We start from the raw sequence: 20,565 nt of genomic DNA, 5'->3' as shown, positions 1-20,565 counted from the left end.
CGCGGCGCTCACAGAGCACCCCTGTTCTCGCTGCCTCCTTTATTGGGTAGCTGCTATCTTCACAGAGAGTTGGTTATTTTGTGAATCATGATGAAACGCGCCTACCAATACCGCTTCTACCCGACGCCCGAGCAGGCTGACCTGCTGGCGCGGACGTTCGGTTGCGTGCGCTTCGTCTACAACACGGTACTGCGCTGGCGTACCGATGCGCTCTTCAACGAGCGGCAGAAGATCGATTACACCCAAGCCAATGCCCGCCTGACGGCGATCAAGAAGCTGCCGGAATTGGCCTTCCTGAACGAAGTCTCGTGCGTGCCGCTGCAGCAGTGTCTTCGCCATCAGCAGGCCGCGTTCAAGCACTTCTTCGAGGGGCGCGCGCAATACCCGGCCTTCAAGAAAAAGCGCTACCGGCAATCGGCTGAGTTCACCACCTCGGCTTTCAGGTACCGCGACGGCCAGTTGTTTCTGGCCAAGTGCGCCGAGCCCCTGGCGATCCGCTGGAGCCGTCCGCTGCCGTCCGCCCCCTCCACCGTCACCGTGTCGCAGGACGCAGCAGGTCGCTACTTCGCGTCCTGCCTGTGCGAGTTCATGCCCGAAACCCTGCCCGTCACACCGAAAACTCTCGGCATCGACCTGGGCCTGAAAGACCTGTTCGTCACCAGCGAGGGCGAACGGATCGGCAATCCCCGCCATACCGCGAAATACGCCGCCCGCCTGGCTTTGGCCCAGCGCCGTTTGAGCAGAAAGAAACTGGGCTCGGCCAACCGTGCCAAGGCCCGGCAGAAAGTGGCCCGTATTCACGCGAAAATCTCCGATTGCCGGATGGACGGCTTGCACAAGCTGTCCCGCAGACTGATCAACGAGAACCAAGTGGTCTGCGTCGAATCACTCGCTGTGAAGAACCTGATACGCAACCCGGCCCTGAGCAAGGCCATTGCCGATGCCGGCTGGGGCGAGCTGGTGCGCCAGTTGGCGTACAAGGGCGAATGGACCGGGCGACAGGTGGTCGCCATCGACCGCTGGTATCCCAGCTCCAAACGCTGCTCCACTTGTGGACACACGCTGAACGCTCTGCCGCTCAACATCCGCCGCTGGGCCTGCCCGGCATGCGGGTGCGAGCATGACCGCGACGTGAACGCTGCGGTCAACATCAAAGCCGCCGGGCTGGCGGTGTTAGCCCTTGGAGAGAACGTAAGTGGCATCGGTCAAGTACCGCTGTCCTGATCTCGGTGAATTGGGAATCTCCCTCCTTCAGGAAGGGGAGCAGTCAACGGGTCTATCCTTATGCTGCACACGCGGCGCCCGGCCTCGCCGGCCATCGACACCTGTAGTTTTGCTACGAAAGCCTTGTCCGGGGGTGCTGCTTTTGCCGTCGATATGTAGTAAAACTACAAACACCCGGGAGACACCCGGCGCGGCCGGCGCTGCAACAGCGCGGGCCCGACAAGCACAAAATTCGCTGCGACCGCCCACAAGACCGGTCGCGATATCCGGCAACCGATTCTGGAAGCCTTTCCGCCCTGGAGCAAGCCATGCAAGATCTCGATCCCGTCGAAACCCAGGAATGGCTGGACGCCCTGGAGTCCGTCCTCGATCGTGAAGGTGAGAGCCGCGCCCACTACCTGCTGACCCGCATGGGCGAGCAGGCTTCGCGCACCGGCACGCAGCTGCCGTACGCCATCACCACGCCCTACCGCAACACCATTCCGGTGACCCATGAAGCCCGCATGCCGGGCGACCTGTTCATGGAGCGACGGATCCGCTCGCTGATCCGCTGGAACGCACTGGCGACCGTGATGCGCGCCAACAAGAAGGACCCGGACCTGGGCGGTCACATCTCCACCTTCGCCTCCAGCGCGACCCTCTACGACATCGGCTTCAACTACTTCTTCAAGGCGCCGACCGAGGAACACGGCGGCGACCTGGTGTACTTCCAGGGCCACGCCTCCCCCGGCGTCTACGCCCGCGCCTTCCTCGAAGGGCGGATCACCGAGGATCAGCTGAACAACTTCCGCCAGGAGGTGGACGGCAACGGCCTGTCCTCCTACCCGCACCCCTGGCTGATGCCCGACTTCTGGCAGTTCCCCACCGTGTCGATGGGTCTGGGCCCGATCCAGGCGATCTACCAGGCGCGCTTCATGAAGTACCTGGAGCACCGCGGCTTCATCCCCGCCGGCAAGCAGAAGGTCTGGTGCTTCCTCGGCGACGGCGAGACCGACGAGCCGGAATCCCTCGGCGCCATCTCCCTGGCCGGCCGCGAGAAGCTCGACAACCTGATCTTCGTGATCAACTGCAACCTGCAGCGTCTCGACGGCCCGGTGCGCGGCAACGGCAAGATCATCCAGGAACTGGAAGGCAACTTCCGCGGCGCCGACTGGAACGTGATCAAGGTGATCTGGGGCCGCCTGTGGGACCCGCTGTTCGCCAAGGACACCCAGGGCCTGCTGCAGAAGCGCATGGACGAGGTGGTCGACGGCGAGTACCAGAACTACAAGGCCAACAACGGCGCCTTCGTCCGCGAGCACTTCTTCGGTGCCCGCCCGGAGCTGGCCGAGATGGTCAAGGACCTCTCCGACGAGGAAATCTGGAAGCTCAACCGCGGCGGCCACGACCCGTTCAAGGTCTACGCGGCCTATCACGCGGCGGTCAACCACACCGGCCAGCCGACCGTGATCCTCGCCAAGACCATCAAGGGCTACGGCACCGGCGCAGGCCAGGCGCAGAACATCACCCACAACGTCAAGAAGGTCGACCTGGAAAGCCTCAAGGCCTTCCGCGACAGCTTCGGCATCCCGATCCCGGACGACAAGCTCGAAGAACTGCCGTTCTACAAGCCCGAGCCTGACAGCCCGGAAATGAAGTACATGCTCAAGAGCCGCGAGAAGCTCGGCGGCTTCGTGCCGCAGCGCCGCAGCAAGAGCTTCAGCATCCCGACACCGCCGCTGGAAACCCTCAAGGCGATCCTCGACGGCACCGGCGAGCGCGAAATCTCCACCACCATGGCCTTCGTGCGCATCCTCTCGCAGCTGGTCAAGGACAAGGATCTCGGCTCGCGCATCGTGCCGATCATCCCCGACGAGGCGCGCACCTTCGGCATGGAAGGCATGTTCCGCCAGCTCGGCATCTACTCCTCGGTCGGCCAGCTGTACCAGCCGGTGGACAAGGACCAGGTGATGTTCTACCGCGAGGACAAGAAGGGCCAGATCCTCGAGGAAGGCATCAACGAGGCCGGCGCCATGTCCAGCTGGATCGCCGCGGCGACCGCCTACAGCAACCACAACCAGCCGATGCTGCCGTTCTACGTGTTCTACTCGATGTTCGGCTTCCAGCGCATCGGCGACCTGGCCTGGGCGGCCGGCGACAGCCGTGCGCGCGGCTTCCTGATCGGCGGCACCGCCGGGCGGACCACCCTCAACGGCGAAGGCCTGCAGCACGAGGACGGCCACAGCCACATCCTGGCCTCGACCATCCCCAACTGCCGCACCTACGACCCGACCTACGCCTACGAGATGGCGGTGATCATCCGCGAAGGCATCCGCCAGATGACCGAAGAACAGCAGAACGTGTTCTTCTACCTGACCGCGATGAACGAGGCCTACGCCCAGCCGGCGATGCCCGAGGGCGTCGAGGACGGCATCATCAAGGGCATGTACCTGCTGGAAGAGGACAAGCGCGACGCTGCCTGCCACGTCCAGCTGATGGGCTCCGGCGCCATCCTGCGCGAAGTGCGCGAGGCGGCGAAGATCCTCCGCGAGGACTACGGCATCGCCGCCGACGTATGGAGCGTGACCAGCTTCAACGAGCTGCGCCGCGAAGGCCTGGCCGTGGAGCGCCGCAATCGCCTGCACCCGGAGCGCGAGCCGGAGCTGTCCTACGTCGAGCAGTGCCTGAACGGCCGCAAGGGTCCGGTGGTCGCCTCCACCGACTACATGAAGCTGTTCGCCGACCAGATCCGCCAGTGGGTCCCGGTCAAGGAATACAAGGTGCTCGGCACCGACGGCTTCGGCCGCAGCGACAGCCGCAAGAAACTGCGCCACTTCTTCGAGGTGGACCGCTACTGGGTGGTGCTGACCGCGCTGGAGGCCCTGGCCGACCGCGGCGAGATCGAGCGCACGGTGATCGCCGAGGCGATCGCCAAGTTCGGCATCGACACCAATAAAGCCAACCCGCTGGACTGCTGAGGAGAGTGGCGATGAGTGAGTTGATTCGCGTACCCGATATCGGCAACGGCGAAGGTGAAGTGATCGAGATCCTCGTGCAGGTCGGCGAGCGCATCGAGGCCGACCAGAGCCTGGTGACCCTGGAGTCGGACAAGGCCAGCATGGAAATCCCGGCGCCGCGCGCCGGGGTGGTGAAGAGCATCCTCGTCAAGCTCGGCGACCGCCTCAAGGAAGGTCAGGAGCTGATCGAGCTGGAGGCCGAGGGCGCCAGCGCCCAGGCCGCGCCGGTCGCCGCCGAGGCACCGGCACCGGCTGCAGCCGCACCGACGCCCGCTCCGACGCCGAGCCCCGCGCCGGCCGCGAGCGCCGACAGCCTGCAGGAAGTGCATGTGCCGGACATCGGCTCTAGCGGCAAGGCGCGCATCATCGAGGTGCTGGTCAAGGCCGGCGATGCGGTCGAGGCCGACCAGTCGCTGCTGGTACTGGAGTCGGACAAGGCAAGCATGGAGATCCCCTGCCCGCAGGCCGGCGTGGTCGACAGCCTGGCCATCAAGCTCAACGACGAGGTCGGCACCGGCGAGCTGATCCTGACCCTGAAGGTCAGCGGCGCGGCTGCCGCGGCCGCCGCCCCGGCGCCCAGCGCTGCGGCTCCGGCTGCAGCCCCGGCGAGCGCACCGGCCTCCGCTCCGGCGGCGGTGCAGACCCCGGCCGCCGGCGACCCGCCGCTCAGCGCCATCGCGCCGCTGGTCGAGGCGCCCAAGCGTCCGGCCGGCAAGGTCCACGCCGGCCCCGCGGTGCGCATGCTGGCCCGCGAGTTTGGTGTCGATCTGGCAGAAGTGCCGGCTACCGGGCCGAAAGGCCGGGTGCTCAAGGAGGACGTGCAGGCCTACGTCAAGACCATGATGCACAAGGCCAAGGCCGCACCGGAGGCTGGCGTCTCCGGCGGCGCCGGCATCCCGCCGATCCCGACCGTCGACTTCAGCCGGTTCGGCGAGGTGGAAGAGGTGGCGATGACCCGCCTGATGCAGGTCGGCGCCGCCAACCTGCACCGCAGCTGGCTCAACGTGCCCCACGTCACCCAGTTCGAGTCGGCCGACATCAGCGAGCTGGAGGACTTCCGCAAGGCCCAGCAGAAGGTCGCCGAGAAGGCCGGCGTCAAGCTGACCGTGCTGCCGTTCCTGCTCAAGGCCTGCGCCCATGTGCTGCGCGAGCTGCCGGACTTCAACAGCTCCCTGGCCCCCAGCGGCAAGGCGCTGATCCGCAAGAAGTACGTGCACATCGGCTTCGCCGTGGACACCCCGGACGGCCTGCTGGTGCCGGTGATCAAGAACGTCGACCAGAAGAGCCTGCTGCAACTGGCTGCCGAGGCCGCCGAGCTGGCGGAGAAGGCGCGCAGCAAGAAGCTGTCGGCCGACGACATGCAGGGCGCCTGCTTCACCATCTCCAGCCTCGGGCACATCGGCGGCACCGGCTTCACGCCGATCGTCAACGCGCCGGAGGTGGCGATCCTCGGCGTGTCCAAGGCGACCATGCAGCCGGTGTGGGATGGCGCGGCGTTCCAGCCGCGGCTGATGCTGCCGCTGTCGCTGTCCTACGATCACCGGGTGATCAACGGCGCCGCGGCGGCGCGCTTCACCCGCCGCCTGGCCGACCTGCTGGCGGAGATCCGTTCGCTGCTGCTGTAACGGCGCCGGACGTTTCCACCGCCCATAAGAAACACTGCCAAGCGTTATGTGGAGTTACAAGGTACATAGTTTGTGAATGATTGAGTAACTTCAAGTATCTGTGGACTGTTAACAATCATATTTGCCCCGACATTGTTCGGGGCATTTTTTTGGTTAATCGCATGGTGGCTCACCCTGAATGGTAGCCGTCAGCAGCGTTTCACCAGGGCGGGACTCGACCCGCAGTTGCCCGCCCATGCGCTCGATACGCACGCGCATGCTGCTCATGCCGACTCCGGTGCCCGCTGCAAGTACGGCATCCACCTCGAATCCCCGACCATCGTCACATACCCATATGCTCAGGCCATTCTCCCCCTCGGCACGCACCCCCACGTCCAGCCGTGTGGCGCCCGCATGCTTTAGCACATTGGTTAGCGCCTCTTCGAGAAATCGCGTCAGGGCCAACAGCTGCGGCGGCGTGAAAGCCCCCGGCCAGTGCTCCGGCAGACTCCACTGCGACTCGATACCCAGATCGTCGAACAGGTCGATGAACCGCCGCCGCAGCGGCGCCAGCCACTCCTGCGGCGATTGCCAGGCGGGCACCGCGCACGAGCCGTCGATGACGTCACGCAGGTCACTACGCAACGTCTTCAGCACGGACAGAAACTGATCATCTTTCAGCCCCTCGCCATGCTCCATGCGGATAATCGAACGCATCAGCGAACTACCCAGGCCGTCATGCAGATCATGAGTCAGGCGCAGGCGTTCATTAAGGCGAATATTTTCGGCTTCCAGCTGGTGCTCGCGCTGCAGCGTCTGGGTCAGTTCCGCCCGTGTGCTTTCCACGCTTGCCTGCAGCTCATCGTTGAAGGACTCGATGCGCTGCAGGCTGTTGGTGAAACGCATGGCCAGGACCAGAAACATCACCGAGGACAAGACGGGGGCCGACAGCGCGGCATACACCCCTGCAACATCAAGCACGCCAATGAAGGCCAGAAACTCATAGATCGACAACGCCGCCATAAGCGCCCCGAATACCATCAGACGGGGTTGTCGCCTGCGGTACGTATGCCAAATGAGCTGCATGGCGAGAACAAACAAGACCAGCCTGAGCGAAAAGGCGGACATTATCTGCAGCAGCCCAATCTGCGCCTTCGGCACCAGCACTACGGCCACGCAGAACGGGATCACGCCAGCCCAGATAGCCCTTTCCAGGCGCGCAAAGCGCATACCGCCGAGCGACCAAATGAACATGCAGAACGCTGGACAATAGAGCGCCAATGCCAGCAGGCTTAGGCGATCCCAAACCTCACCGTTGGTGAATGGCCAGGCTGTGGTCACCAGCATATTGCCAAGGCCAACCGACCACAGCACCGAAGCCAGCGCGAACCAACCGAAGGCACGTTCCTGGCGGCGGGACAGCCAGAACGTCAGAAACAGCACACCCAACACCAGGGAAATCAGCAGGCTGACGAAAATGAGCTCACGCTGCTGCAATAGCTGCTGACGGTACTCCGGCCAGACCTGCGCGGATACACCCAGGCGCACCGTGCCCAGACCCGGCGCGGCATGCTCCGAGCCCACCAGGCGAACCCACAGAGTATTGGCCTCCTGCTGCCGGGATAACGGCAGCAGCCAGTAGCGTGGCAGATTCCAGCTGCGCGACAACGGCTCGGCCAGGCTCGCGTCACGCCAGATCAGATCGTCGTTGAGCCACACCTCGCCCGCCATAACCATGCGATCGATGTTCAGCGCCAGCGGCTCACCAGCACAGTCGGCTTGCCAGTCCAGCCGATACCACACCGGCCCCAGAAAGCCGGGCCAGTGGCGCTGCCACAGATCCGGAAGGGTTACTGTCTGCCAGCCTGCGAGCGGGCGTACACCATCGCCGCCCCGCTCGGGAGCCACCATTACGCGGGTAATGGTCGCCTGGCAGTTCGCCTGTGCGGGACTCGGAAACCAAGGTAACAGGAGCAGCAGCAGGGTCAGGGCAATAAGCCGCGCTGCCGAGCCTCGCTTAGCGCGCGAGTACGTGAAGAGACGGCTAGCTTGCGGTAAATCCGTTTGATATGGCATTCGACGGTATAGCGGGAAATGGCCAACTGTTCGGCGATTTCCCGGTTGCTCAAGCCGCGGGAAACCCATTCGAGAATCTCGCTCTCGCGGGCACTGAGTGCTTCGATGTCGCTTGTGTCGCTGGGCGTTTGCAACGGCACCGTCGGCAGCAAGGCCAGAATGCGCCGCGCGATAAACGGGTCGATTGGCGCACCGCCGCGCAACACGCTACGAATCGACAGGCTGACTTCCAGGTCGTCGCGCTCCTTGAGCAGGTAGCCCGTGGCGCCGGCCCTCAACGCACCAAGGATTGCATCTTCGGTGCTCCAGGCTGAAATCACCAGGATCCACAGCGCTGGGTCCTGCGTGCGCAACTCCTGGATCAATTCGATGCCATTGCCGTCCGGCAACCCCAGGTCCACCAGCACCATCGCCACCGGTTGCTGGCTAACATGCGCGCGCGCCTCGGCCAGGTTTACCGAAAAACTCACCGCCTCCTGTGCGTAACCGATTTCACCGAGTACCCGCGCTAGCCGCTGACGCATCAGCGGGTCGTCCTCAACCACCAGTACCGGTGCAGGTAGCAGAGCATTATCGGAGGTATGGCTGGCAGTCAACATCAGCGAGCGAAACTCGGAAAGCTAAATGAAGGCCGGATTCTGGCACCAATGCCGGCATTCGACCATCACTGGAATCAGGTATGGCCAGGCCTCCATCACAGCGCCATGAGCAGATCGTGTCCCGGGAAGTGGTGTAACTGCCATGTCTCTGGCAGTCGAGTCTGCGGGGGCTCAGCTGATCACAGCGGATAGCCGAGCGGGTTGATTGTCACTGAGCGATTGCAGTCCCTCAAGCTGCATGTAGCGGCGTTGCAGGCTCCATTCGTCGTTCTGCTCCAGCAGCATCGCTCCGACCAAGCGGATGATGGCAGCGTCGTTGGGGAAGATGCCTACCACGTCGGTACGGCGCTTGATCTCGGCGTTCAGGCGCTCCAACGGGTTGGTGCTGTGGATCTGCTGCCGGTGCGCCTTGGGGAAGCCCATGTGAGCCAGCACCTCGTCTTCGCAGCCATCCATCAGCTTGGCAATCTTCGGGAATCGCTCGCGCAGCTGATCAGCCACAGCACGCCACTGTCGACGGGCCTCATCCTCGCAATCCTGGGCGAACACCGTGCGCAGTAGCGCGGCTACCATGGTGCGCTGGCCTTTGCCGACATGCGCCAGGGCGTTGCGTATGAAGTGCACCCGGCAGCGCTGCCAGGTTGCTTTCAGAACCTTGGCCACCGCCGCCTTGAGCCCTTCGTGGGCATCGGAGATGACCAGTTTCACCCCGCGCAGGCCACGACGCATCAGGCTGCGCAGGAAGTCGGTCCAGAACGGCTCGGCTTCCGAAGGCCCGACCCGCATGCCCAGTACCTCGCGCACGCCATCGGTGTTCACGGCCACAGCGATTGTCACCGCGACCGAGACGATGCGCCCGGCCTCGCGCACCTTGACGTAGGTGGCATCAACCCATAGGTAGGGCCAGTCTCCCTCGATGGGGCGGTCCAGGAAGGCATGGACGCGCTCGTCGATCTCGCAGGCCAGGCGTGACACCTGACTTTTCGAGATTCCGCTCATGCCCATGGCCTGTACCAGTTCGTCGACCGAGCGGGTCGAGACGCCTTGCACGTAGGCCTCCTGGATCACCGCGGCCAGGGCCTTCTCGGCCGTACGCCGGGGCTCCAGGAAGGGTGGGAAATAGCTGCCCTGGCGCAGCTTGGGAATGCGTAGTTCGACGTCGCCGGCACGGGTCTGCCACAGGCGATCCCGGTAACCATTGCGGCTGTTGCTGCGATCCTCGCTCTTGACGCCGTAGCCGGCACCGCAGCGTGTCTCGACATCGAGCTCCATCAGGCGCTGAGCGACGAACTGGATCATGTGCCTGAGCAGGTCGGCATCCGGACCTTTCTCGGCGAGTTCGTCCAGTGCGATAGTGTGCTTGGTCATCGTGGTTTCTCCGGTGATGGTTAGGTCGGCAAACTCAACCTAGCCGGAAACCACGGTGACCATCCTTTCTCACGCCTGACGGCGCTTCTGGCGGATCTCAGTTACACCACTCGTTGGGACACGATCCATGAGCACGCTTTCACCGCTGATTCAGCGGGTCAGGACTCTACCCGTTGGTATGGCCACAGCTCGTGCTCGCGGCAGTAAAAAGTCACCGAAATTACCTAGTTTCAGTGATAGCCAATCGCCAACACCTCCCGCCTAATACCTTTTTATTATCAGGCCTGCGTGTCCAATACCCGGTTCACCCCCTATCGCGCCACATCTGGGCAGACAGGCCGGTCTTCATTGTTAAAGGGATGACACCATGAACCGCACCTATGCCCTCGTCTGGAACCCAAGCCTCAGCGCCTGGAGCGTTACCGATGAGCATGCTCGCCGACGTGGCAAAGGAGCGGGCGCTGTCCTTGCGACGGCCCTTCTGCTGCCAGCTGTGGCGTGCGCAGCCGACCTGCCAACGGGGGGCCAGGTGGTGTCCGGCCAGGGACAAATAGGTACGCCCAGCGCCAACCAGATGGTCATCGACCAGTCCAGCAACAAGCTCGCCATCGACTGGCAAAGCTTCGATATTGCTGCCGGCAACAAGGTCACCTTCAACCAGCCGGGCAGCGATGCCATTGCCCTCAACCGCGTGCTTGGTGCCGACGGTTCGAAGATCATGGGCCAGCTCGATGCCAATGGCCGGGTCTTTATCGTCAACCCCAACGGCGTGCTGTTCGGCCAAGGCGCGCAGGTCAATGTCGGCGGCCTGGTAGCCTCCACGCTGGACATCAGCAACAGCGACTTCGAAGCGGGTAACTACCGGTTCAAGGGCGATGGCAGCAATGCCAGCGTCATCAACAACGGCCAGATCACTGCAGCCGACGGCGGCAGCGTCGCCCTGCTCGGCGGTACCGTCAGCAACAACGGCGTGATCGTCGCCAACCAGGGCACGGTAGCCCTGGCCGCGGGCAACGCGATGACCCTGGATTTTGCCGGCGATGGCCTGCTCAACGTGCAGGTCGATGAGGCACAGGTCGATGCCCTGGTGGAAAACCGCCAGTTGATCCGCGCCGACGGCGGCCAGGTGCTGCTGACCGCCAATGCCGGCGAGGCGCTGCTCAAGACGGTGGTCAACAACACCGGCGTGATCGAAGCCCGCACCCTCGGTGAAAAGGACGGCAAGATCGTCCTGCTCGGCGACTTCGACGGAGGCACCATAGAGGTGGCCGGCACCCTGGATGCCAGCGCGCCCGATGGCGGCGACGGCGGTTTTATCGAGACCAGCGGTGCCCACGTCAAAGTGGCGGAGAGCGCCAAGGTCACCACCAAAGCGGCGAACGGCAAGACCGGTGAATGGCTGATCGATCCCACCGACTTCACCGTCAGCGCGGGCAAGGCGCCTCTGAGCGACAGTGGCATCGGCGCCGACACCCTCAGCAATAACCTCAATAGCACCAGCGTCACCCTGCAGACGGTGGCCGCCGGCGAAGACCAGGGCGATATCCACGTCAACGCCGCGCTGATCTGGAACCAGGACACCACCCTCACCCTGAGCGCCCACAACGACATCCACATTAACGCCAGCATCACCGCCGAGCACGCAAACGGCAAACTGGCGCTGTACTACGGCCAGCGCGACGGCGATGAACATGGCTTCATCAGCGCGGACTACTTCATCAACGCTCCCGTCAACCTGCAAAGCGGGCAGAACTTCAGCACCAAAAAGGGCCTGGACGGCAGCATCTATGGTGGCGTCGTCACCTACACCGTGGTCAACGATGCCGCTGCGCTGCAAGCCATGCGGAACGATCTGGCCGGCAACTATGCCGTGGGTAGCGATATCGATCTGAGCGGCATCGCCAACTGGCAGCCGGTGGGGGATGGCAGTAGGGATGAAAACAACAATCTCCGCAGTTTCACCGGAATATTCGACGGCCTAGGTCATACCCTCAGCAATCTGACCATCAACCGTGGCGATCAGGACTATGTGGGGCTGTTTGGCCGGGCCGACGCCGGCCGGATCCGCGATGTCGGGCTGGTGGGCGTCAGCGTCTCGGGCAAAAGTTACGTCGGCGGGCTGGCCGGATACCGAGGGAACGGCACCATCAGCCACGTCTACGTCACCGGCAGCGTCTCGGGCACCGGCGACAACGTCGGCGGGTTGCTTGGGATGAACTACAGCACCATCAAAAACGCCTATGCCAACGCCAGCGTCTCGGGCAAAAGCTCCGTCGGCGGGCTGGTCGGGGACGGCATGGCCTCCATCAGCAACGCCTATGCCACCGGCAGCGTCACGGGCACCGGCGACCACGTCGGCGGGCTGGTCGGCCTCTCCCGCGTCTCTATCAGTAACGCCTATGCCAGCGCCAGCGTTTCGGGCAACAACAATGTCGGCGGGCTGGTTGGGAACAACGCCTCCTCTGGCAGAATCAGCAACGCCTATGCCACCGGCAGCGTTTCGGGCAACGACAAGGTTGGCGGGCTGGTCGGGCATCTCAGCGGCAGCACCAACACCTTCATCACGAACGCCTATGCCACCGGCAGTGTCTCAGGCACGAGCTCTGTCGGCGGGCTGGTCGGGCTCAAGGACAGCATCTATAGCGGCGTCAGCAACGCCTATTGGGACACCCAAACCACCGGCCAGGCCAGCAGCGCAGCTGGCCTGGGCAGAACAACCGCACAGCTGCAGCAGGCGAGCACCTTCTCCGGCTGGGATTTTGGCAGCACCTGGCGCATGCCCACCGACACGGGCGGCTACGTCTTCCACCGCCTACCCACGCTGCAAGGCGTAACGCCCAAGACGGGCTACCAGTATTTCGACGCCGGCGCCGGCACGGCGGACAACCCCTGGGTACTGGCCAGCTGGCAGCAGTTGCAGAACATCAACCACATCCTTGGTGACACCGCGGGCAAGCACTTCGTGCTGACGGTCGACCTGGATCAGAACAGCGTGGGCTATCACAGCACAGCCAGCGCCACGGCCAACGCCGGCGCGGGCTGGCAGCCGATTGGTTATGGCGCCGACCTCTTCGCCGGCACGTTCGACGGGCTGGATCACACCATCAGCGGTCTGACCATCAACCGTGGCGGCACGAATGCTGTGGGCCTGTTTGGCAAGACTGGTAACGGCAGCGTGATCCGCAATATCGGGCTGGTGGGCGGCAGCGTCTCGGGCGCCGACAATGTCGGCGCGCTGGTGGGGCTCAACGAACGCGGCAGCATCAGCAACGCCTATGCCACCACCAGTGTCTCAGGCGCGAACTCCGTCGGCGGGCTGGTTGGGGCCAACGCCGAGGGCAGCATCAGCAACGCCTATGCCACCGGCAGTGTCTCAGGCGCGGGCGCCGTCGGCGGGCTGGTGGGAACAAACGAGTCCAGCACTCTTCGCAACGTGTATGCCGCCGGCAGCGTGTTTGGGGACGGGGACGGGGTCGGCGGGTTGGTTGGGCGCAACGTTAACGGCAGCATCTACAACGCCTATGTCACCGGCAATGTTGAGGGTGGCAGCGACGTCGGCGGGTTGGTTGGGTATCACTCCGAAGGCTTTATCGACGACGCCTATGTCACGGGCAACGTTGCGGGCAGCAGCAACGTCGGCGGGCTGGTTGGCTCCAGCGCGCGCGTCACTATCAGCAACGCCTATGCCACGGGTAGCGTGTCGGGTGTATTCGATGGGCTGTACGGCAGCGGAGTGAGCGTCGGCGGGCTGGTCGGGAATAACTACGGCGGCATCATCAGCAACGCCTATGCCACCGGCAGCGTTTCTGGCACCAGCCGCGTCGGCGGGCTGGTTGGGTACAACCGCGGCGAAAGCATAAGCAACGCCTATGCCACCGGCAGCGTCTCCGGCACCAACAATGATGTCGGCGGGCTGGTTGGGCACCACGAAGGCGACAGCATCAGCAATACCTATGCTACGGGCAGCGTTTCGGGCACGAGTAACGTCGGCGGGCTGGTCGGCAACGACTTCGGCTTTGGCCAGATCACCGCCAGCTTCTACGCAACCACCGATGCGCAAGGCAGCAGCATCAACAATGGCGGTGCGGCAACCGGTGCATTCGCGGGGAACGGTATCGGCGCCGGCAAGACCCGGGAAGAGCTCACCCAGGCGCGTACCTTCGCAGGCTGGAACATTGCCGGTACAGGCGGTACGAACGCCGTCTGGCGTATCTACGAAGGCTACACAGGCCCGCTGCTGCGTAGCTTCCTGCAGCAGGTCACCGTCTCGGCGAGTGCGGGCGGCATCACCGGCAAAACCTACGACGGCAACGTCGCCAGCGGCACGACTAGCTACACCACCAGCCTCTCCGGCGCGACATTGGATGGCAGCCTGACCTATGTCACCCACAGCAAAAACGCGGGCGACTACAGCCAAGCCAACGGCACACTGCTCTTGGGCGGCTTGTATTCCGGCCAACAGGGCTATGACATCAGCTACGCGAACACAAATGCCAGTCTGACCATCCAGCGGGCCAACCTGAACGTCAACGGCATCACCGCCAGCAACAAGACCTACGACGGCACCACGGTCGCGACCCTGAACGGCACCGCCAGCGTCAGCGCCTTCGGCAGCGATGTGGTCACGCTCGGCGGCACCGGCATCGGCGCCTTCGCCGACAAGAACGCCGGCACCGGCAAGGCGGTGAGCGTCAGCGGCTACACCCTGAGCGGCGCCGACGCCGGCAACTACCTGCTCGTCCAGCCCGCCGGGCTGACGGCCTCGATCCAGCGGGCCAGCCTGAACGTCAACGGCATCACCGCCAGCAACAAGACCTACGACGGCACCACGGTCGCGACCCTGAACGGCACCGCCAGCGTCAGCGCCTTCGGCAGCGATGTGGTCACGCTCGGCGGCACCGGCATCGGCGCCTTCGCCGACAAGAACGCCGGCACCGGCAAGGCGGTGAGCGTCAGCGGCTACACCCTGAGCGGCGCCGACGCCGGCAACTACCTGCTCGTCCAGCCCGCCGGGCTGACGGCCTCGATCCAGCGGGCCAGCCTGAACGTCAACGGCATCACCGCCAGCAACAAGACCTACGACGGCACCACGGTCGCGACCCTGAACGGCACCGCCAGCGTCAGCGCCTTCGGCAGCGATGTGGTCACGCTCGGCGGCACCGGCATCGGCGCCTTCGCCGACAAGAACGCCGGCACCGGCAAGGCGGTGAGCGTCAGCGGCTACACCCTGAGCGGCGCCGACGCCGGCAACTACCTGCTCGTCCAGCCCGCCGGGCTGACGGCCTCGATCCAGCGGGCCAGCCTGAACGTCAACGGCATCACCGCCAGCGACAAGACCTACGACGGCACCACGGTCGCGACCCTGAACGGCACCGCCAGCGTCAGCGCCTTCGGCAGTGATGTGGTCACGATCGGCGGCACCGGCATCGGCGCCTTCGCCGACAAGAACGCCGGCACCGGCAAGGCGGTGAGCGTCAGCGGCTACACCCTGAGCGGCGCCGACGCCGGCAACTACCTGCTCGTCCAGCCCGCCGGGCTGACGGCCTCGATCCAGCGGGCCAGCCTGAACGTCAACGGCATCACCGCCAGCGACAAGACCTACGACGGCACCACGGTCGCGACCCTGAACGGCACCGCCAGCGTCAGCGCCTTCGGCAGTGATGTGGTCACGATCGGCGGCACCGGCATCGGCGCCTTCGCCGACAAGAACGCCGGCACCGGCAAGGCGGTGAGCGTCAGCGGCTACACCCTGAGCGGCGCCGACGCCGGCAACTACCTGCTCGTCCAGCCCGCCGGGCTGACGGCCTCGATCCAGCGGGCCAGCCTGAACGTCAACGGCATCACCGCCAGCGACAAGACCTACGACGGCACCACGGTCGCGACCCTGAACGGCACCGCCAGCGTCAGCGCCTTCGGCAGCGATGTGGTCACGCTCGGCGGCACCGGCATCGGCGCCTTCGCCGACAAGAACGCCGGCACCGGCAAGGCGGTGAGCGTCAGCGGCTACACCCTGAGCGGCGCCGACGCCGGCAACTACCTGCTCGTCCAGCCCGCCGGGCTGACGGCCTCGATCCAGCGGGCCAGCCTGAACGTCAACGGCATCACCGCCAGCGACAAGACCTACGACGGCACCACGGTCGCGACCCTGAACGGCACCGCCAGCGTCAGCGCCTTCGGCAGTGATGTGGTCACGATCGGCGGCACCGGCATCGGCGCCTTCGCCGACAAGAACGCCGGCACCGGCAAGGCGGTGAACGTCAGCGGCTACACCCTGAGCGGCGCCGACGCCGGCAACTACCTGCTCGTCCAGCCCGCCGGGCTGACGGCCTCGATCCAGCGGGCCAGCCTGAACGTCAACGGCATCACCGCCAGCGACAAGACCTACGACGGCACCACGGTCGCGACCCTGAACGGCACCGCCAGCGTCAGCGCCTTCGGCAGCGATGTGGTCACGCTCGGCGGCACCGGCATCGGCGCCTTCGCCGACAAGAACGCCGGCACCGGCAAGGCGGTGAGCGTCAGCGGCTACACCCTGAGCGGCGCCGACGCCGGCAACTACCTGCTCGTCCAGCCCGCCGGGCTGACGGCCTCGATCCAGCGGGCCAGCCTGAACGTCACGGTCAATAACGCCAGCAAAACCTACGATGGCAGGGCCTTCAGTGCCAGCAAGGAAGTAAGCTTCAGCGGTTTTGTCAACGGCGAAACGGAGTCGGTACTCGGCGGCACGCTCAGCTACAGTGGCACCGCCCAAGGGGCGGTTAATGCAGGCATCTATGGCCTGAGCGCTAGCGGCCTGACTGCCGACAACTACAACCTAAGCTATACCGCCGGCAGCCTAACTATCGGCAAGGCTGCCCTTACCATCGCAGCCTTGGACGCCAGTAAGACCTTTGGTCAAAGCATCGATCTGAGCGGTTACAGCGTCAGGGGGCTGGTTGGTAGCGATAGTGTTGCTTCGGTTACTCTCAGTAGTGTCGGGAAACCTGCAACAGCTGCTGTCGGCAACTACGCCATTGTCGCTAGTAACGCGCTCGGCGCGTCCCTAGCCAACTATGACATCCACTATGTGGATGGAACGCTTCAAGTTGCTACTGCGCCGATGGCCGAACAGCCCTTAGGCGACAGAAATACGTCCTATATCAGCGTACTGGCCTCGAACAGCCAAGCCGTTTCAAGCAAGACCAGCCAGCAGGCACAAGATTTTGAAGCCCTGACTAACGACCAACGCGATGAGGAACTGAACCTGCACACCATCCTCATGCCAGAAGGACTCTGATCTATGCGTTTCGCTCACACATTGCTCGGCGGTGCCGTATCACTGCTGTCGCTGCCTGTGATGGCGACTATCTTGCCGGATGCTGGACAGTCGCAGCAGGTGATTGATCAACGCCCGCTGCAACTGCCCGGCAAGCAGCGGCTGGAGCTGAACCTGCCCGATGCGCCCTCGACCGAGATGAACAAGAGCGGGCCAAGCCTGGCGATCAACAGTTTTACCCTGCAGGGCAACAGCGCCCTCGCCAGCGAAGAGCTGCTGCCCCTGCTAGCCGACCTGCAAGGCCGCACGGTTTCTCTCGGCGAACTGCAGGCCGGCGCCAATCGCATCACTCGCCTGTATCGCGAACGCGGCTATCCCCTGGCCCGGGCCTATATTCCGGCCCAGGAAATCGATGGCGGTGTGGTGCAGATCGCCGTAATGGAAGGTCGCTACGGCGAAGTCGGTCTGAACAATCAGTCGCGGGTGTCGGGCGCAGCCCTGGCGCCGCTTGCCGCTCTCAAGCCTGGTGATGCCGTGCGCTCCGCAGCGCTGGAACGCAGCCTATTGCTGCTCGCCGACACGCCTGGGGTAGAGGTGAAGTCCACCCTCAAACCAGGCGCCTCGGTCGGTGCCACCGACCTGTTGGTGGACGTGCAGCCCGGCCCCTTGCTATCCGGCTCGGTGGATGCCGACAACTACGGCAACCGCTTCACCGGCGAATACCGGCTGGGCGGCACGCTCAACGTCAATAGTCCGCTGGGGCTGGGGGATCGCCTGTCACTGCGTGCCATGGCTTCGGACGAAGACCAGCAGTACGGCCGCATTGGCTACCAGTTGCCAATCGGCAACTGGGCCACCCAGGTAGGGGTTGCCTATTCGGACATGGATTACCAGCTGGAAAAGGATTTCGACGATCTCAAGGCGCACGGCAATGCGCGTATCGCCAGTCTCTATACGATCCAGCCGCTGGTACGCAGTCGGGACTTTTCCCTGTATGCGCAATTGCAGTTCGATGACAAGCGCCTGAAGGATGACATCGACCTGTTCGACAGCAAGAGCGACAAGCGCTCGCGCATGGTCATCGCCAGCCTCACCGGCAACAGCCGCGACGACCTGTTCGGCGGTGGCGTGAACAGCTTCGCCCTGTCCTGGAGTCAGGGTAGCCTGAACATCGATGGCGAACTCAACCAGGCCATCGACGATCTGACTGCGGGCACCCAGGGCCGCTTCCATAAGCTCAACCCGAGCCTGGTGCGCCTGCAGCGCCTGAGCGAGCGTTTCAGCCTGTACGGCCAACTGCAGGGCCAGTGGGCCGACGGCAACCTGGATAGCTCGGAGAAAATCAGCCTCGGCGGTGCCTATGGTGTGCGCGCCTACCCCCAGGGTGAGGCATCCGGCGACCAGGGCTGGCTGGCCAACCTCGAACTTCGCTACGCGCTGAGCGATGCCTGGCAGCTGAGCACCTTCATCGACCATGGGCAGGTACGGCTAAACAAGGACACCTGGAGCAGTGGCGAGAACCACCGCAGCCTGTCGGGTACCGGCGTCGGCGCCCGGTGGGCCGCATACGGCTGGCAGATCAACACTGTAGCCGCCTGGAAGCTAGGTAATGACGACGCGCAAAGCGACGTCGAGCGTAGCCCAAGGGTGTGGGCGCAGATGGTACGGTTTTTCTAAGCATCGGTTGACCCGCATTCGGGGCGGCTTCCTGCAGGGTGGACGGCACTTTACCCGTCCACCACTGCACGCTCGCAATGGTGGACAAGAAGAGCGCTGTCCATCCGACAATGGCCTGCGCCAGGTATCGGCCCGTTTGGCTTGCAAAGCAAGAACCTGAAACCATACCCTGCCTCGCCACTGTGCGCTCGTATACCCCGAGCCTGTCCCGACGATTACCCAGGTATGCCTTGTATGCGATTGGCTTGTCGCCTGTTGTTCGCATTGTCTGCACTTGCAGGTTCCTGCCTAGCCAACGCAGCGGCGCAGTTGCTGCCCTTTCAGGAAATCCCCGACCTGCCATCGCGCAGCAGCCTGACGCTGGGCAACACCACCTATGATCCGCCCGATGATCTGAGTGCGATGCCGTTCATCAGTGGTGGCCTGGCAGTGGACAACTTCGGCGGCCATGACGACCAAGCCCGATTCTCTAGCGCCATCAACCTGCATGGCCTGCTTGACCAGAACGACCTGCTGAGTCTGCGCAGCATGGGCTCGGCCGAGGAAGGTCATTACCACTGGGCTGCCTATCATCTGGACGTCGGCCCCTGGTCGAGCCGACTGGGCGTTATCCTCTCGGACCTGTCCTACGAGCTGGGCGATGAGCTCGAAATACTTGCCGCCAAGGGCAAGACCCGCACTGCCAGTGCATTCATCATCCAACCGCTCCTTCAATACGAGGTGTTCAACCTCAAAGCCCGGCTGCAGTTCGACGACAAACGCCTGCAGGATGAAATTGGACTGCTCGGCGTACACAGTGAAAAACGATCCCGCGTGCTCAGCTACGGCCTCTCCGGCACTGTCCGAGACGACTTGCTGAACGGAGCCGAGACTAGCCTTTCACTGCGCTGGAGCGAGGGCAGCCTGAATATCGATGGCTCGCCCTATTCGCTAGTGGGCAAGGCCGATGCGGGCCGTTTCAGTGTGCTGCGCGCCGACCTTGCGCGCCTGCAGCAACTGGGAGGGCGCCTGGCCCTGTACGTTCGCGCCCAGGGCCAGTGGAGCGATGACAATCTGGACGACTCGGAAAAACTCTATGTCGGCGGTGTGTTCGGTGCGCGCGCCATGCATCAGACCGCAGCATTCGGCGACAAGGGCTGGCTAGCCAGCGTCGAACTGCGCTACGCCCTGACCACTACCTGGCGACTGGTCGCATTCGCCGATCACGGCGTCGCGCGCCTCAATACACCTAGCTGGACCACCGACACCTCGCCCCGTCGTCTCTCCGCGTCAGGCTTTGGGGCGGGATGGTCGGATCGCACCTGGAACCTCAGCGCGCTGGCAGGCTGGAAAGTCGGCGACCATCCGGCGCAGAACGACATAGAGCGCCAACCCCGCATTTGGACACAGCTGGCTTACTCTTTCTGAACCTCCTTGGCGTAAGCGTTTAGCCAAGTCACTTTCCGCACTTAGTGGGGATTCGGGGCGATTAATTCGGCGGATCTCCTTCAGCTAGCCGAACATCCGCTCGATGATGTCGCGCTGCCGGTATTTCGGGCGGTCGAACAGCCTTGGTCATCCCGGCTTGGGCTTGCGTTTTATGGCTCGCAGCGGAATCACAGGCGGCATCCGGTAACGGTCGCAGTACTGGCGCAAGTGCTCGGCATCGTAGCCCTTGTCTGCCAGCAACCACCTAATCTTGGTCAGATGCAAAAAATGCCATACCCCGAGGTGGGATACGGCATTCTGGTCAAGATTATGAGTGGTCAGAGACTACGCATAACCTC

At 64.0% G+C, this 20,565-nt stretch carries 9 protein-coding genes and 1 pseudogene; 6 read left to right on the top strand and 4 right to left on the bottom strand.

Annotation, left to right across the window (positions count from 1 at the left end; all coding sequences use genetic code 11):
- Positions 1–87 precede the first annotated feature (87 nt).
- The 3 genes from BLU22_RS08230 (at position 88) to aceF (ending at position 5,845) form a co-directional block, all read left to right on the top strand.
- Positions 88–1,224: an RNA-guided endonuclease InsQ/TnpB family protein gene (locus BLU22_RS08230; protein ID WP_090213544.1), complete on the top strand. Its 1,137-nt coding sequence runs from the start codon at positions 88–90 to the stop codon at positions 1,222–1,224.
- Between the two features lie 308 nt (positions 1,225–1,532).
- Positions 1,533–4,181 (top strand): pyruvate dehydrogenase (acetyl-transferring), homodimeric type, encoded by a 2,649-nt coding sequence (aceE, locus tag BLU22_RS08225; RefSeq protein WP_090213543.1) that lies wholly within the window; start codon positions 1,533–1,535, stop codon positions 4,179–4,181.
- An 11-nt stretch (positions 4,182–4,192) separates the two neighbouring features.
- On the top strand, positions 4,193–5,845 hold the full coding sequence (gene aceF, locus BLU22_RS08220; protein ID WP_090213541.1) for a dihydrolipoyllysine-residue acetyltransferase: 1,653 nt from the start codon (positions 4,193–4,195) through the stop codon (positions 5,843–5,845).
- Between the two features lie 153 nt (positions 5,846–5,998).
- Here the strand turns inward: aceF and BLU22_RS08215 are convergent, their stop codons facing one another.
- The 3 genes from BLU22_RS08215 to BLU22_RS08205 form a co-directional block, all read right to left on the bottom strand.
- Positions 5,999–7,735 carry a sensor histidine kinase gene (locus tag BLU22_RS08215; protein ID WP_157718982.1) on the bottom strand — a complete coding sequence of 579 codons (1,737 nt, stop codon included), beginning with the start codon at positions 7,733–7,735 and terminating at the stop codon, positions 5,999–6,001.
- Positions 7,736–7,809: 74 nt separating this feature from the next.
- The gene (locus BLU22_RS08210; RefSeq protein WP_090213538.1) at positions 7,810–8,499 is read right to left on the bottom strand and encodes a response regulator; all 690 of its coding nucleotides are present in this window, start codon (positions 8,497–8,499) and stop codon (positions 7,810–7,812) included.
- A 171-nt stretch (positions 8,500–8,670) separates the two neighbouring features.
- Positions 8,671–9,867 (bottom strand): IS256 family transposase, encoded by a 1,197-nt coding sequence (locus tag BLU22_RS08205; RefSeq protein ID WP_090213536.1) that lies wholly within the window; start codon positions 9,865–9,867, stop codon positions 8,671–8,673.
- Between the two features lie 367 nt (positions 9,868–10,234).
- Here BLU22_RS08205 and BLU22_RS08200 point away from each other — a divergent pair, with 367 nt between their 5' ends.
- From BLU22_RS08200 to BLU22_RS08190, 3 genes are all read left to right on the top strand, one after another.
- Positions 10,235–17,143: a YDG domain-containing protein gene (locus tag BLU22_RS08200; protein WP_090213535.1), complete on the top strand. Its 6,909-nt coding sequence runs from the start codon at positions 10,235–10,237 to the stop codon at positions 17,141–17,143.
- Positions 17,144–17,146: 3 nt separating this feature from the next.
- Positions 17,147–18,799, top strand: coding sequence for a ShlB/FhaC/HecB family hemolysin secretion/activation protein (locus BLU22_RS08195; RefSeq protein ID WP_090213533.1), 1,653 nt, complete (start codon positions 17,147–17,149; stop codon positions 18,797–18,799).
- A 234-nt stretch (positions 18,800–19,033) separates the two neighbouring features.
- Positions 19,034–20,206, top strand: a complete 1,173-nt coding sequence (locus BLU22_RS08190; protein WP_157718981.1) for a ShlB/FhaC/HecB family hemolysin secretion/activation protein — start codon at positions 19,034–19,036, stop codon at positions 20,204–20,206.
- 87 nt (positions 20,207–20,293) lie between these two features.
- On the opposite strand, the pseudogene BLU22_RS08185 reads toward BLU22_RS08190, so the two are convergent.
- Positions 20,294–20,479 (bottom strand): annotated as a pseudogene (locus BLU22_RS08185) (IS5/IS1182 family transposase); the annotation flags it as partial.
- Between the last annotated feature and the right edge of the window lie 86 nt (positions 20,480–20,565).

This window comes from Pseudomonas guangdongensis (assembly GCF_900105885.1).
Taxonomy (GTDB): domain Bacteria; phylum Pseudomonadota; class Gammaproteobacteria; order Pseudomonadales; family Pseudomonadaceae; genus Geopseudomonas; species Geopseudomonas guangdongensis.
The sequence above is the reverse complement of the archived record's forward strand: the minus strand, read 5'-3'. Positions and strand labels throughout refer to the sequence as shown.